The organism is Fervidobacterium riparium (assembly GCF_025370035.1).
Lineage (GTDB): Bacteria > Thermotogota > Thermotogae > Thermotogales > Fervidobacteriaceae > Fervidobacterium > Fervidobacterium gondwanense.
Genome location: NZ_CP009277.1, coordinates 1,919,205 through 1,933,461 on the forward strand (window position 1 = coordinate 1,919,205; position 14,257 = coordinate 1,933,461).

The window sequence follows — 14,257 nt, forward strand, 5'->3', positions numbered from 1 at the left end:
AAGCCAGGGCAAGGGTTTTTGCAAATGAACCTTTTGAGCTAAGCATTGAGTTAATCTCCAAGAACAGAAGTAGCGTAACCATTGAAGTGATTCCGCCCGTGATTATAAAAAAAGAGCCAGTCTTCATCACGCTTCAACCAGATAAAAGAGAAGTCGTCACATTCACAACGGCATTCGGCACGAGAGGAATCAAGAAGTTGGGGGCTTATTCTGTTAGAATCAAGAGTTTCACAGAACTTTTCAGCATTTATATAACAGAGGAAATAAATTCAGACGTGAGGGTACTGCCAAATCTGGAAGAAGCCGACGCCTCGGTTGAGAGGATATTGGAAATGTTGCCCGTTTTGAAGAGCAAGTACAAACTCGCAGAGGATATTTCGTACATAAAAAACATACGGGAATACCAAAACGAACCGATGAACCGCATCCACTGGAAACAGAGCGCAAGGATGGACAAACTGATGGTGAAGGAGTACGAATACTCAGGAACTGCGAAAAATTACATCGTCTTGGATTTGAATTTACCGGGTGGGATATATTCAAAAGAAGCTTGGAGATACATCCATAAAAAATATCAAGAAGAGTCCATCAAGGCAGTTGCGGGTTTGGTTAAGCACTTCTCCGAAAGGCACGAAAAGACTAATCTCTTCATCTCGCACTCGAAAGGCATATACGACATCACAGACAGCGACTACGTCTTCTTCTTTGACTACCTTTCGGAAGTTGAGGGAGCTATCGATAACAATAATTCCACCACGGAACTGCTCGAGCATATCATAGAAGGCGTTCAGCCGACTGATACGGTGCTGGTAATAAGCATGTTCTTGACGAAAGAGGAAGTGGAGAAACTGATTAGACTGCGTTCAAGATGCGGCAGGGTTCTTGTCCTACTCATGCCGTATGGATATCGCGAAGCGACAACGAAAAAATTCAAGTCGTACTTTGACGTCCCGGTTGAAATCAGAGAACTCTACAAATTCGCAAGAACACTGGAAGAGGAGAACATAATCATCCAGATATGGCACGAGAACACGAGCTTGGTGGAAGGGCTGTTGAAGATATCAGGTTCTGAAATGTGAACAGAAGGTGAGCTGATGATATTATGACATTAGCTTTATCAAAATTCTTAATTATGTTCTTTTCATTTGCCAGTATTGAAAAGAGCTTAATACTCAATATCCATTTTTGGATATACTTAGCTCTTGCCATAATATCAATCATATTTATGTACAACAAAAAGAAACTACTCACTTCAATTTTTTCGATTGTAACAATACTATTCAGTATCTCTTTCTTGGAAACATATGTACTTGCTTGTATATCAGCACTGTTGCTCGTTTTAGCCTCGCTGAGCAAAAAATACTCGAACAAATGGTTGATAAGCTTTATCTACATATTTATCCTCAGCTTAACGCACCATTCACTGTCTCCGATTCTTGCTCTGATCTACATCTTGCTGACATTCCCTGAATTGATGCAACCTAAGAGAAATGGAGAAAATAAAATATGGATATTTGTATTGTTGATAGCATTAATCTTTATTGCTCCCTTACCTGATTTAAGGTTCAACACGGACGCTTTGAAAGAAGATAACGGTGTTGTGTATACACCTAAGGATTTAAATGTTACTCCAGAACAAAGCGGAAATACTCAAGCAGTGCAAACAAACAAGAAAAACACCGCTGAGAACTTGAACAAATCGGAAAGCTTAACTGCAGATGCTTATGCGGAGAGAATTTCGCTAATCAGAAAAATAGATTATTTTATCAACATTGACTTCATTGTCGGACTCGTAATAGGCTTGATATTCATAGCATACATCTTTACATCTGTCCTGAGAACTTCGGACAGCAAGCAGAAAAAGAAATTGGTAAAATCACTTGTCCTAAGCTTAGCAGTTTTGATAACCTTCTTTGCAATTTTTCCATTTGTTTTGAACATAGCTGGAAATAGAACAGTAGAGAATATAAACCAGATGAGAACTGCAACGAACTCAACATCATCAGGAACATCAGGCTTAAATTCTGTTGCGCAAATCCCAAAAACTTCACAAAATAACACTGCTGAGATTACTAAGAACAGCTTGAACGATGAACTCAACAAACTAAGGCTCATACTCATATTCAAATTCATCACAGCGGTGATTGGAGTGGCTTCTCTAATTTGGATTGGGAAATCTTTCGTAGAGATGTTAATGACAAAAGAAGTAGCACAAGAACAGGCGGAAAGTGCCAACGCTCAGGGTGAGGCTACCGGATACAGAACACCGCACAGTTACGATGAGATATTAAAAATGAACGGTGCACAATTCGTGCACCATGCGTACCACTATATACGCCAGACATTTTATCCAACGCTCAATCACTTGACGCCGTATGAGCTGCTTGAAAAATTCCCTTCAAAAGAATTGAGGAACTTAACCGATGCATATGTCTTGGTTGAGTATGCCTTTAAAGTTAATGTCGAAGATGAAAATATAGAATCTCTTAAACTCAGCTTTTCACACTTTATAAAAGAAATGGAAGCATTGCTATTTGCAAGAGATGACAACAGAGAACAATTCATTTGATAAACTCATTCTTTGCTTATAACGGCAACCTTACTTAGTATACTTTCTATAATCTCCTCTTTCGTTTCCCTAAGAATTTTCGATTCTGTAGTTTGGATTATTCTGTGGACAAGTACGTACGGAGCAACGTTTTTAACATCGTCAGGCAAGACAAAGTCGCGGTTGTTCAAGTAAGCCCACGCCATGCTCATGTGCATCAATGCCAGACTGCCCCTTGGGCTCGCGCCGTATTTGAGTGATTCGTGATTTCTCGTAGCATCGACTATGCTGACTATGTATTCTTTCACCTCGTCGCTAACTCTTACGCTTCTTACTTTGCTTTTTTCCTGTGCAAACAACTCACCGTTACCAACAGGTTTGAGTTCTTCAATTGGATGTCTAACTTTTTGCGATTCCAGAACTTCCATTTCACTTTCTTTATCGGGATACCCAATGCTTATGCGTACCATGAACCTGTCAAGCTGAGCTTCTGGCAGAGGGAAAGTGCCTTCGTATTCTATTGGGTTCTGGGTTGCGATGACAAAGAAGTTGTTCGATAGTTTTCTGGTTACGCCGTCTACTGTGACTTGTCTTTCTGCCATCGCTTCAAGTAGTGCGGATTGTGTTCTTGGCGTAGCGCGGTTGATTTCATCGGCTAAGAGTATGTCTGTGAATATAGGTCCTTCTTTGAATGTGAATGTGTCGTTTTTCCTGTCGTAGATGGACAAGCCTGTTAGGTCTGTGGGCAACAAGTCGGGAGTAAACTGGACACGTTTGAAATCCAGTCCTAAGGATATCGCAAGTGCACGTGCGAGGATTGTTTTGCCTACGCCCGGGACGTCTTCCAACAAAACGTGCCCGCCAGCGTACATTGCGGCAAGTACGAGTCTAATCTTTTCGTCTTTTCCCTTTATTACTTTCTTGACGTTTTCTAAAACTTTTTCATGCAATTTTTCCATTATTTTCTTCCCCTGTCTCTTATGAAGTTTTCAATCGACCTGTCCCAAGTTCTTTCCCCTTCTTTTGTGAAGAAGCAACCCGGTATTTCGCCGAGGCTTCTGTGATAAGCCACACACTCGCAGCACTTTCCTCTTTTGTCGCACGATGTGTAGGTGCATGTACAATTCTTGAGGTTCCTTTCGAGTGATGGACAACCTGTCGGCATCGATATTCCCCCCATTCTTGTTTTCTTACTTTGTAACAATAGTTCATATATTATTATATCGAACCTTCTAAAAATTCCAAGTCTTCTTTATGTTCAGTTCTCTATCAACTAACACAAGCCTTGCCGGATATCCTTCTGCGATTCTTCCACCTTTCAAGTTTAAGTCTATGCACGTGTTGTATGAGCTTACCTTTGCAAGCTCTGTCAGGGAACATTTGGTAAATTTTGCGAAGTTCTTGAGTGCCTGAGAAAATCTCAAGGTGCTACCTGCAAGTGTGCCATCCATTAGTCTTGCAATTCCATCTTTTACTTCAACAGGCAAATCACCAAGGACATATTTTCCATCTTTCAATCCTGCAGCTGAGATGCTGTCTGTTACAAGCATTATCTTGTCAGCGCCTTTTATTTTGTAAACTAATGCAACAAAGTCTGGCGATGAATGTATCCCGTCTGCTATTATTTCAAGCGTGAAGTCAAAATACAATCCAGCACCAGTGACGCCAGGTTCTCTGTGGTGGAGCGGGCTAAGTGCGTTTGGGAAGTGAGTTATTCTCTTAAAACCTTTCAGAAAGGCTTCTTTAGCTTGGCTGAACGTTGCGTTTGTGTGACCTATGGAGATCCTTATTCCCCTATCTTCGCAACTTCTTGCGAACGATTCGAATGTATCGTATTCTGGGGCGACGGTTATCATACTGATTTTAGATAAGTCGATGTATTTTTCGAGTTCTGTGATGTCATGTGGTGGCTTTCTGATATAGCTTTGGTTGTGAGCTCCTTTCTTGTCTGGTGATATGAAAGGTCCTTCTATGTGTAATTTTAGGTCGTCGCATATCTGAATTTCTGAGAGTTTTTCAATGGGGCATGTCACTGTGGTCGGCTGGAAATACCAAACGCCTTCGAGCGCTTCATATTCTTTGAATTTTCCATAGTCTTCCAAAGAAGCGGTCATGGTATCGATGCCTTTGATACCATGTATGTGCGGGTCTACGAATGCAGGTAGAAGAATGTGTTCGTATGATGTCTTGTTCTCTTTTTCAATTTTCAGTATGATATCGTCAAACTCAACTGAACCTACGTATTCACCATCGACAGGATCGACGATGAGGACGTTCTCAATAACCATCCGGATCCCTTCTTTCAAGAGATTTCAGTTATCCAAAATCACTGACTTGCTCAATCCCTTCGGTTTATCTGGATTTAAGCCTTTGAGTATCGCTCTTTTGTATCCTAATAGCTGACCATAAAGAGTCAAGAATTGAACCTCAAACTCTGGTCTGTCTGTCATCGCGTTCAGTATATGCACACTGCCTCCTCGACTTACAATATCGTTAGCCAGGTCTGTCTCCAATTTGTGTGGCTTGCGATATTTGGAGAAGATTACCACATGCGTGCGAGGTGATAGCAATGCGATAGGTCCGTGCCTGTATTCGAGAGTTTCGTAAAATTCTGTATGGTCCAGAGACATCTCTTCAACTTTCAATGCACTCTCTTTTGCTACATAGTATCTTTCTTGGCATCCTAAGAAGACGAAATGAGATTTTTCTTTCAGCAATTCTTCGCTTAGGAGTGAATCATAGCTTTCTAGATATTCATCAGGTGATATTGGGTATCTCTCAATTCCGTTGAGAAATAATCTCAAAATCGCAGAAAAACTCGAAGTCATTACAACGGATTCTTCATGTGCAAAATCGAGTTCGTAATTCATATCACACAAGGCACTTAAAGGGCTATCCTTTTCACAAGTGATACCTATGCTTTCTATCTTACCTTTCAGCATTTCAGCAACCTTTAACGTCTCCGTTGTTGTTCCGGTGCGCGACAACAAGAAAGCTACATCGAACTTTCTCGCAATTTCATCAGCGGTATTTTCCAGCAACACTTCACCAGAACTCGCAGCCTCTGCAAAAATCCCTTGTTTTTTCAAAATTTCAGATAAGATTAGCCCGGCGTTATACGAACTTCCACAGCCGATGAAGATGTATTTCTTACTTTTTGAAAAGCTTGGTGGGGTCAAGTTATTAGCCATACCAATTAGATTGTTGACCCTTATGATTTCTTCGTAAGTTTTGTAACCGAAATCCATGTCTTAACCTCCTCTAATTTTAAAGTGGCAAAGCTAATTTGCCGAGAATTGATGTTTTCATTGCTCCAGTAACTACTTTTTCATGAGCCAAACCCCTTAGGAATAGCTCTCCCAAGAACGCAATTGCTGTTGCTTCTCTAAAGTCTATCAACCACTTGTCAGGAACAGTAATTTCATAGCCAAGGGTTTTTATATCCCAGAGCAGTGTTTTGTTGTATGCTCCTCCGCCAACAACTACAAGTTTCTGTGTATTTGGCAGGTGTTGTTTTAAATTAATTGCTATCATCTCTGCTGTAAAGCGCGTTACCGTTCTTAATAGATCTTCTTTAGATGTTGAAACGGGTGTTTTTAGAAATCCTTCGTTGTAAACTTCTCTTCCAGTTGTTTTAGGTGGCTTTTTGTGTATGTAGTCAGTATTTTTTTCAATCAAGTATTCCAACAGTTCATTATTTATCCTTCCTTGTGCTGAGAGTTTGCCATTATTGTCATATCGGATGTTGAAATGTTTTTGGCAAACTAAATCAATCAAGCAATTACCTGGTCCGGTATCAAATGCCACAAGATTGTTGTTATTGTCATATGCTGTAACATTGGAGATTCCACCTATATTCAATACAGCTGTTTGTTGGTCCGTTAGCAAGAAAACTGAATCTAAATATGCACTAATAGGTGCTCCTTGCCCGCCTAAAGCTACGTCCTTTTTTCTAAAATCGTAGATCACAGGTTTTCCAAGCTGTGTAGCCAAAACATCGGCTTCTCCTATTTGAAGTGTTGCCCCATGCTCTGGTAGGTGGTAAATAGTTTGTCCGTGGTATGCTACAAAATCATAATCCCAACCCAGCTGGTTAATCATTTGAGCGTGTATCTGTGCGAGTTCAAAGTTTAGAAGTGTTATATTTTCAACATTGGAAAGAGATTTATTGTATGAATCCACTATCTTTTTTTGAAGTTCTTCTTCATATGGAATCGTTAAAGCACTTTCTACACGAAAGTTTATAGCCTCGTAGTTGTATGTAAAAACAACATTGGCAATATCGAGACCATCTGCAGAAGTACCGGACATCAAACCGAGTACTTTATGCACAGGCTTGTTGATTGAGCTGAGGAACTCGTTCCAATCCCAGATTTTGATTAGCTTGTTCAATCTCTTCACCTCACTGAAAGATGCATACGCGTTAGCGTAGTAAACGAGAGAATATAACGTTATGTAGTAGAGTGCGGATTCTTTGGATTCTGTCGTCCCATCGATTGTAAAAGACTTTGTTGGTTAGGAAGATTACGTGGAGTCCTTCTTTGGTAATCCAGAGGCTTGTTCCGGTGAAGCCTGTGTGGCCGAACATGGTCTCGTTTCCAAAATCGCCTGTGCTACCACCCTTGACAGGTGCCATCCATCCTATGTGCCTTTTGAAACTCGGGTCAGCCGGGTCTTGAACCAAAGTTTGAGTGAAGAGTCTTACAACGTTCTTCGTTACGTATTCTCCACTGAGCAGTCTTTTAACAAACGTATGTATGTCTCTGACTGTGGAGAAGAGTCCGGCGTTTCCACTCACGCCACCGAGGTAGTACGCAAGTTCATCATCAGGTTCGCCTCTAAGCCTCTTGCCCTCTCTTTCACTCGTCGGTGCACAGCATTCTATATCCTTAGGTTTGAAACACGTATCTGGCAAATTAAGTAATTTACTTACATAGGAATCAAAACTTTCGTTGGTGATTTTCTCTACAATCGCCATTAGGGTTATGAAGTTCAAGCATGAATACTGCATCTTACCTTTGCACGTAGGCTGTATCCTGAGCACTTCTCTCTTTAGATCTTCACCCTTCAGTATACGCCATAAGTCGCTGTAAGGTTGCATTCCGGAAGTGTGTGTTAAGAGTTCGAATATCGTGATATTTGCTTTTTCACCTTCAACGTCTAAGAAATGCCCTACCTTGTCATAGAGGTTTAAATACCCTTCTTCAAATAATTTCATTATTCCAGTAGTCGTGGCGATGACTTTTGTTAGACTCGCCAAGTCATAGATTGTGTTCACATCGGTTGATTTAATTTCATCAACGGTGCCGTACGTCTTTTCATAGAGAGTCTCGTTCTCAGTTCCAACGAGCAGAACCGCACCTGGATAGATTTTACTTTCAATGCCTGATTGTATGATTCTATCGACGTTGCTCCAAAGATTAGCAGATGCCACTTCAAACACCTCTTTTTTCTGAGCTGCTCTTTTTATGTTCCCTGCGGAAAGTAGCAAGCCACTTTGTGGTCTTCTCCTAATAACTGTGGTTTTTCTGACTTACATATATCCTGTACGTATGGGCACCGCGGATGGAATGGACAACCTGACGGTGGGTTTATTGGACTTGGTGGTTCTCCTGTCAAAGTTACTTTGCTGAACTTTCTCTGCCTCGGATTCCAGCCCGGTACCGCTTGAACGAGAGATATTGTATAAGGATGCTGAGGATTCGTGAAGATTTCCTCCGCCTTACCCTCCTCAACCACACTGCCAAGGTACATGACGTATATTCTGTCGCTCAAGTACTGCACAACATCCAAGTTGTGCGATATGAATAGATAGCTCATCTTGTATTCGTCGCGGAGCTTAAAGAGTAGATTAATTATCTGGTTTTGAACTGACACGTCGAGTGCTGAAGTTGGTTCGTCACAGAGAATCAGCCTTGGTTTAAGTGCTATGGCACGAGCAATAGCTATTCTCTGCCTTTGACCACCTGAGAATTCATGTGGGTATCTCTCTAACATATCGGTGTTCAGACCGACTCTTTCTAAGAGTCCTTTTACGTAATCTTTCTCTTCGTTTTTGTTATCAAAGAATTTGTGCGCTCTAAGAGGTTCTGATATTATATCGTAAATGCTCATTCTCGGGTCGAGCGAATCGAACGGATTTTGGTATATCATCTGAACGTCTCTTCTGAACGTGCTGTGTATCCGCCCGAGCTTGTAAGTTATGTCGTGCTCACCATTCTTGTGAAATATTATCTTTCCATCTGTCGGCTCGTGTATTTTTACTATCAGCTTTGCAAGGGTTGTTTTACCGCAGCCTGATTCCCCCACAACGCCTACAACACTATTTTCTTCAATCGACATGGTTACATTTTCTAATGCTTTAACCCAACCTTGCACTTGTAGAAAGACTCCACCTCTTATTGGAAAGTACTTTCTAAGATTTATTACATCAATGATTTTCATCTAATTTCACCTCACAAGATCCATTAAACTTCGGCTCTTTCTTTGGTATAAAGATGGCAACTGACAAATTGTGAGTTCACACGTGTTATCTCTGGTTCGACATTTTTGCAAACGTCCATAGCGTGTTTACACCTCGGGTGGAACGGGCAACCTTGGGGAATCTTTGTTGAGCTTGGCACGAACCCGGGTATGTACGGTAATTCCTTGCCCTTCGCGGAAGATTTTATATTCGACTCAAGAAGTCCGCGCGTGTAAGGGTGGAGAGGTGATTCGAAAATGCTATACACACTGCCTTGCTCAACTATTTTGCCGGCATACATGACAATAACTCGGTCAGCAATCTCGGCAACAATTCCTAGGTCATGGGTTATGAATATCGTGGACATTTTAAATTCTTCTTTTAATTCACTCATCAGGTTTAGCACTTGAGCCTGAATTGTTACGTCGAGTGCTGTTGTTGGCTCGTCTGCGATGAGAATTTCTGGATTTGTTATCAGGGCTAAAGCTATCATTATTCGCTGTAGCATGCCACCGCTCATTTGGTGTGGATATTCATCATAGCGTCTTTCTGCATCTGGAATGTGAACCTTCTTAAGCATTGAAATTATGAGCTCTTTAGAGTCTTTTTTCTTTATACCGAGGTGTTTCTCAACAACCTCTGCTATCTGGTGTCCAATGGTGTAGAGAGGGTCAAATGATGACATTGGCTCTTGGAAGATCATAGTAATGTTTTTTCCACGAACTGAATTCACGACTTTCTGAGAATCTAGCGGCGTGGATTTGAACTTAATTTCCCCGGAAATTATTGCCGGTGGGGATTTCAATAATCCTATTATGGCCTGAGCTGTTACGCTCTTTCCACAGCCTGATTCACCTACTATGGCCAAGGTCTCCTGTCTTCCGAGAGCGAAGGATATTCCATTAACAGCTCTTACGATTCCTTCGGGTGTCTTGAAGTGTACTTTCAGGTCTATTACTTCGAGAATATTTTCAGAATTCTTGTTTTCGTGTACTGTCATAGGCGACATCCTCCTATACCTTTTCAACGGTCCTGTATGGGTCGATTGCGTCTCTTAAGCCATCACCCATGAAGTTGAAAGCCAAGACAGAAATCATAATGAATGCACCTGGAATTATAAGCCACGGGTGTACTGCAATCTCCGTGAGTGATTGAGCGTCTTTTAGCAATAATCCCCAGCTTGTCATTGGTTCTTTGATTCCAAGCCCAAGGAAGCTGATAGTGCTTTCACCTAGTATCATCCCGGGAATCGATAGAGTCGCGACGACTATTAAGTAGCTCGATAGGTTTGGTATGATGTGTCTTGTTATGATTTTGAAATCTTTAGCACCGCACACCTTTGCAGCGAGGACGAAATCCTTTTCTTTTAGGCTCAAGGTCATTCCACGTACGACCCGCGCAACTCCAGTCCAGCCAATGAACGAGAGAACGATTATTATTCCAATGTATACCCAAGTGCTTGGCCAGCTTGGAGGGAGGATAACTGATAGAGCAAGCCAGAGCGGAATGCGTGGGAATGACCTCAATATCTCAATAAACCTCTGGATAGCTATGTCTATCCAGCCACCGTAATATCCCGAAATCGCACCTATTATCGCTCCTATGACCAAACTAATGAACGTGCCAAGTAGACAAGCTGTCAGAGAAACTTTCGAGCCGACGAGTGTTCTTGAGAAAACATCTCTTCCAAACCTATCCGCACCGAATAAGAGTATCATTGCCTCCTGAGGGTCTGCCTCAAGTCCGAAAAGATGCAACTGACTCTTAATTCCGAAGAATGAATATTCTTCGCCTTTTACGAACAGTCTTATCTTGTAGATCTGAGACTTGTCCTCTTGGTAGTTGAGCAGAAAGGTTATTGGGTCTCGTTCTTTCTTCAAACCGTACACAAATGGACCTACGAACTTCCCCTCGTGGAAGAGATGGATCTTCGTTGGTGGAGCGTAAGAAAACTTTGAATGAGTCGTCTTGTAGCTGTATGGGGCTATAAAATCGCTGAAAATCATCAAAATATACAAAAAGACGACTATCCAAAAACCGAAAACGCCGAGTTTGTGTTTTTTAAATTGTCTGATTACTCTCTTAGAAATCATCGTTTCCACCCCTTAAGCAACCCTGATTCTTGGATCCACAAGGGCTAATGTTATATCAGCGAGTAAATTGCCTATCTGTGTTATCAGAGCGATGAACATGAGAAATGACATAACTAAATATTGGTCATGATTGAGTAGGGCATTGTAAAAGAACGGTCCTATCGTTGGCAAGTTTAAGACAATAGATGCGAGGATTGTTCCGCTAAAGACATTCGGAAGTTCCATTCCTGCAATGCTTACAAGCGGGTTTAGTGCATTCTTTACCGCATGTCTTCTTACAGTTCTTTCATCCAGTCCCCTCGCTCTGAGTGCGTTTACGAATGGTGAGCCAACAGTATCGAGCAGATTTGCACGCATTACACGATACAAACCTCCGACGCCACTAACACCGATTACTATAAGTGGTATCCACAGATGTTTTAAAAGGTCAATGAATTTAGCCACTGACCACGGTGTGCCTATGAATTCTGGCGAAAATAGTCCACCTATGTAGGTATATCTTGCGTTGAGTGCGAAAAACATTAAGAGCAGTGCCAAGAAGAATTCTGGAATAGATATACCAACAAAGGCGATAACGGCAAAAGTGTAATCCCAAAAGCTGTAAGGATGGAAGGCCGAAAAAATTCCAAGAGGAATAGCTATAACCCATTGGAGAAGTATGGTCATTAAGGAAATTCCAACTGTCCAGCCCATTCTTTCCCATATCAAATCAAAGACAGGCCTCTGGTAAGAAAAGCTGTAACCGAAATCCAGCTTCGTTACGATATTCTTAACCCACAGCATGTATCGATAGTAAGCGGGCTTGTCAAGACCAAGCTCCTGGCGTAATGCTTCAATCTGTTCAGGAGAGATTCTCGGATTGTCAAGGTACTGAGAAAGGAAATCACCCGGTTGAAGCTCGGTTATTATAAAACATATTATCGAAATAATTACCATCATTGGAATCATTATGAGTACCCTTCGAATAATGAAGCTTGTCAAATTGCTCATCCAATTCCCTCCAATGTACAGCTTCTTAAAAAACGAGGGGAGCGAAGCTCCCTCTCTTTTGGTTAACTTCGCATATTGTGGATCCTTTATTTTCTAAATGTTGTCCATATGGTGAATGTTGGTAATCCTTCCTTCGATTGGACAACATTTCCTATACTCTTGTGACAGCCAAAGAAGTTCATCTGCCTTGCTACGAAAATTACTGGTAAGTACTTGTAATACAGTTCCTGCCACTCATCGTATAGAGTTTTTCGCTTTTTTTGATTCATTTCGATCTGTGCTTTTTCAAATATGTCCCAAATTCGTTTCTCCCAATCAAACATTTCAGAGAATACAGGTGATGGAGGATTCGTATTCTTATCCATTGTTGAATAGTGCCAGTAGTACAGCTGCTGACCTGGTTGCCATATTGCTTTCCTAAGCTGTGGGTCTGGTTGGTTACCGAATGCGCGGATACCACATTCGAAGTTACCTGCGCCGAACATTTGTCCAACGACTGACGAATCAAGTATTTGGAGATTTGTTTTAACGCCTATTTTCTTAAGTTCCTCACTGAATACATAAGCAATTTGTTGGTAATCTTTTGGTTGGTTTTGAACAAGTATTGTGAATTCAAACGTTGTGCCGTCGGGGAAGTCTCTTAAGCCGTCCTTGTTTTTATCAACTAACCCGAGTGAATCAAGAATGCTCGCGGCTTTCTTCAAATCAAACGACCTCATCAACTGCTCAACCTTTGGATTGTAGAACGCTTTATTCGTCGGTAGTACAAGACCACCACCAGGAATTGCGAGGCCATTGTAGATTTCTTCAATTATCCTTTCTCTGTTTAAAGCATATTCCATAGCTTCTCTGAATTCAGTTTTCCTGAACAACTCTCTTAGCTTTGGATTAGCGACATCAAAGTTGAAAGCTATGTGGACTGGGCTTGGAGTAGAGCCTATTGGTTTGGAAGCAAATAGTAGATATGGGGCATTCCCAGCAACTTCGATTTGCTTTAGTCTTGGATAATCTGATGCCGAAACAGCAGTGTAATCTATTTCACCAGCAATAAATTTAGCTAATCTTATCTCTGCGTCCTTTATGATTAGATATTCCAGCTTATCGAAGTAGGGAAGCTGGTTGCCGTATTTATCTTTTTTCCAGAAATAAGGGTTCTTCTCAAGGACGATTTTCTGGTCAACTATAACTTGTGAAAGTTTATATGGTCCATTGACTACGATCTCAGAAGGAGGGGTATTTGTTAGCCAGAGTTTATTAACAGATGCTAAGTCGTTCTTATCAATAAGGGGTTCGAGCTTGTGTTTTGGATATATGTACACGGCGGTTAAGACTGTTAAGAATGCGCCATATGGTGATGGTAAGTCTGCTCTTACAACCTTGTTGTTAATCTTCGTCCATGTGACGGGTTTATTCACGCCCTTTTCATCTGGTATCGTGAACCTGTCGACCGAATTACCGCGAGCATATTTGTTCATGACAAAGTATTGCATCGTAAATATCACGTCATCTGCCGTTATCGGTTTGCCATCAGACCAGTATGCATCTCTTATGTAAAACCATACTTGCTTTCCATCACTTGAGACAGTCCATGATTTTGCAATTGCAGGTCTAATCTCGTTTGTTATAGGATGGTATTCAACGAGTGGGGACATAAGTGGTCCCATGATAACACTGTACGCCGATGAATCAAGCGAACCGTAGAGCAGGAATGATTCAGGTGTTGAAGGCAATGCTAATCTTAAAGTACCACCGAGTTTCGGCTGAGCAGAATTTGTTAACATTGCGTCTTCTATGAAGAAATCCGTTGCCGTGAAAACCACCGCTATCAGAATCCACAGAACAAAGAGAACCCTTTTCATGCCCCTTCACCTCCAAAGTGAGATAGTCAAACTTATTATATTCCCTATCCCACTTTTCTCAAAATAAAGAAAAATTGAGAGAAGAGGAGCTTATGAACAATAATTGACCTTATTTTTTGATTTCTTATGTTATGTCAAAAAAGCAAGAAATTGTTAAAAGATATAAATGTTATATCATTAAGATATACGTCTGAAACTCTGCCAATCACTTCTTTGGCCTTGATTTAGATTTGACCTGAAATCGTAATGTCATACCTTTGAATACGTTTTATGCTTTAGAAAGATTTAATTTTACATATATGAG

The 14,257-nt window shown here is 41.1% G+C and carries 13 protein-coding genes; 2 read left to right on the top strand and 11 right to left on the bottom strand.

Annotated elements, in window-relative coordinates; translation table 11 throughout:
- Positions 1 to 98: 98 nt before the first annotated feature.
- The gene (locus tag IB67_RS09250; protein WP_238374578.1) at positions 99 to 1,079 is read left to right on the top strand and encodes a DUF58 domain-containing protein; all 981 of its coding nucleotides are present in this window, start codon (positions 99 to 101) and stop codon (positions 1,077 to 1,079) included.
- A gap of 23 nt (positions 1,080 to 1,102) precedes the next feature.
- Positions 1,103 to 2,569: a hypothetical protein gene (locus tag IB67_RS09255; protein ID WP_011994513.1), complete on the top strand. Its 1,467-nt coding sequence runs from the start codon at positions 1,103 to 1,105 to the stop codon at positions 2,567 to 2,569.
- Positions 2,570 to 2,574: 5 nt separating this feature from the next.
- Here IB67_RS09255 and IB67_RS09260 read toward each other — a convergent pair whose 3' ends face one another.
- From IB67_RS09260 to IB67_RS09310, 11 genes are all read right to left on the bottom strand, one after another.
- Positions 2,575 to 3,507: an AAA family ATPase gene (locus IB67_RS09260; RefSeq protein WP_011994514.1), complete on the bottom strand. Its 933-nt coding sequence runs from the start codon at positions 3,505 to 3,507 to the stop codon at positions 2,575 to 2,577.
- Complete coding sequence (locus IB67_RS09265; protein ID WP_011994515.1) at positions 3,507 to 3,713, bottom strand: DUF6485 family protein; 207 nt, start codon at positions 3,711 to 3,713, stop codon at positions 3,507 to 3,509. The genes IB67_RS09260 and IB67_RS09265 overlap by 1 nt, the downstream gene beginning before the upstream one ends.
- Before the next feature lie 67 nt (positions 3,714 to 3,780).
- Positions 3,781 to 4,836 carry an N-acetylglucosamine-6-phosphate deacetylase gene (nagA, locus tag IB67_RS09270; RefSeq protein WP_072760034.1) on the bottom strand — a complete coding sequence of 352 codons (1,056 nt, stop codon included), beginning with the start codon at positions 4,834 to 4,836 and terminating at the stop codon, positions 3,781 to 3,783.
- 24 nt (positions 4,837 to 4,860) lie between these two features.
- Positions 4,861 to 5,796: an SIS domain-containing protein gene (locus tag IB67_RS09275; protein ID WP_498875291.1), complete on the bottom strand. Its 936-nt coding sequence runs from the start codon at positions 5,794 to 5,796 to the stop codon at positions 4,861 to 4,863.
- A gap of 19 nt (positions 5,797 to 5,815) precedes the next feature.
- Positions 5,816 to 6,940 (bottom strand): anhydro-N-acetylmuramic acid kinase, encoded by a 1,125-nt coding sequence (locus IB67_RS09280; RefSeq protein WP_218587317.1) that lies wholly within the window; start codon positions 6,938 to 6,940, stop codon positions 5,816 to 5,818.
- A gap of 31 nt (positions 6,941 to 6,971) precedes the next feature.
- The gene (locus IB67_RS09285; protein WP_072760036.1) at positions 6,972 to 7,982 is read right to left on the bottom strand and encodes a serine hydrolase domain-containing protein; all 1,011 of its coding nucleotides are present in this window, start codon (positions 7,980 to 7,982) and stop codon (positions 6,972 to 6,974) included.
- A 32-nt stretch (positions 7,983 to 8,014) separates the two neighbouring features.
- Entirely contained in the window at positions 8,015 to 8,992 is a 978-nt protein-coding gene (locus IB67_RS09290) for an ABC transporter ATP-binding protein (RefSeq protein ID WP_072760037.1), read from the bottom strand.
- A 23-nt stretch (positions 8,993 to 9,015) separates the two neighbouring features.
- A complete protein-coding gene (locus IB67_RS09295) occupies positions 9,016 to 10,011 on the bottom strand; it encodes an ABC transporter ATP-binding protein (protein WP_072760038.1) in 996 nt (331 codons plus the stop codon).
- Between the two features lie 13 nt (positions 10,012 to 10,024).
- Entirely contained in the window at positions 10,025 to 11,104 is a 1,080-nt protein-coding gene (locus tag IB67_RS09300) for an ABC transporter permease (protein WP_072760039.1), read from the bottom strand.
- A 12-nt stretch (positions 11,105 to 11,116) separates the two neighbouring features.
- Positions 11,117 to 12,094 carry an ABC transporter permease gene (locus IB67_RS09305; protein ID WP_245789618.1) on the bottom strand — a complete coding sequence of 326 codons (978 nt, stop codon included), beginning with the start codon at positions 12,092 to 12,094 and terminating at the stop codon, positions 11,117 to 11,119.
- An 86-nt stretch (positions 12,095 to 12,180) separates the two neighbouring features.
- Positions 12,181 to 13,953, bottom strand: coding sequence for an ABC transporter substrate-binding protein (locus IB67_RS09310; protein ID WP_464309243.1), 1,773 nt, complete (start codon positions 13,951 to 13,953; stop codon positions 12,181 to 12,183).
- Positions 13,954 to 14,257 lie beyond the last annotated feature (304 nt).

Bases quoted from the DNA above. Each gene is read 5' to 3' on its own strand.
- IB67_RS09255 (WP_011994513.1), top strand. From the start codon at position 1,103: ATGACATTAGCTTTATCAAAATTCTTAATTATGTTCTTTTCATTTGCC.
- IB67_RS09260 (WP_011994514.1), bottom strand. From the start codon at position 3,507: ATGGAAAAATTGCATGAAAAAGTTTTAGAAAACGTCAAGAAAGTAATA.
- IB67_RS09265 (WP_011994515.1), bottom strand. From the start codon at position 3,713: ATGCCGACAGGTTGTCCATCACTCGAAAGGAACCTCAAGAATTGTACA.
- nagA (WP_072760034.1), bottom strand. From the start codon at position 4,836: ATGGTTATTGAGAACGTCCTCATCGTCGATCCTGTCGATGGTGAATAC.
- IB67_RS09275 (WP_498875291.1), bottom strand. From the start codon at position 5,796: ATGGATTTCGGTTACAAAACTTACGAAGAAATCATAAGGGTCAACAAT.
- IB67_RS09290 (WP_072760037.1), bottom strand. From the start codon at position 8,992: ATGAAAATCATTGATGTAATAAATCTTAGAAAGTACTTTCCAATAAGA.
- IB67_RS09295 (WP_072760038.1), bottom strand. From the start codon at position 10,011: ATGACAGTACACGAAAACAAGAATTCTGAAAATATTCTCGAAGTAATA.
- IB67_RS09300 (WP_072760039.1), bottom strand. From the start codon at position 11,104: ATGATTTCTAAGAGAGTAATCAGACAATTTAAAAAACACAAACTCGGC.
- IB67_RS09305 (WP_245789618.1), bottom strand. From the start codon at position 12,094: ATGAGCAATTTGACAAGCTTCATTATTCGAAGGGTACTCATAATGATT.
- IB67_RS09310 (WP_464309243.1), bottom strand. From the start codon at position 13,953: ATGAAAAGGGTTCTCTTTGTTCTGTGGATTCTGATAGCGGTGGTTTTC.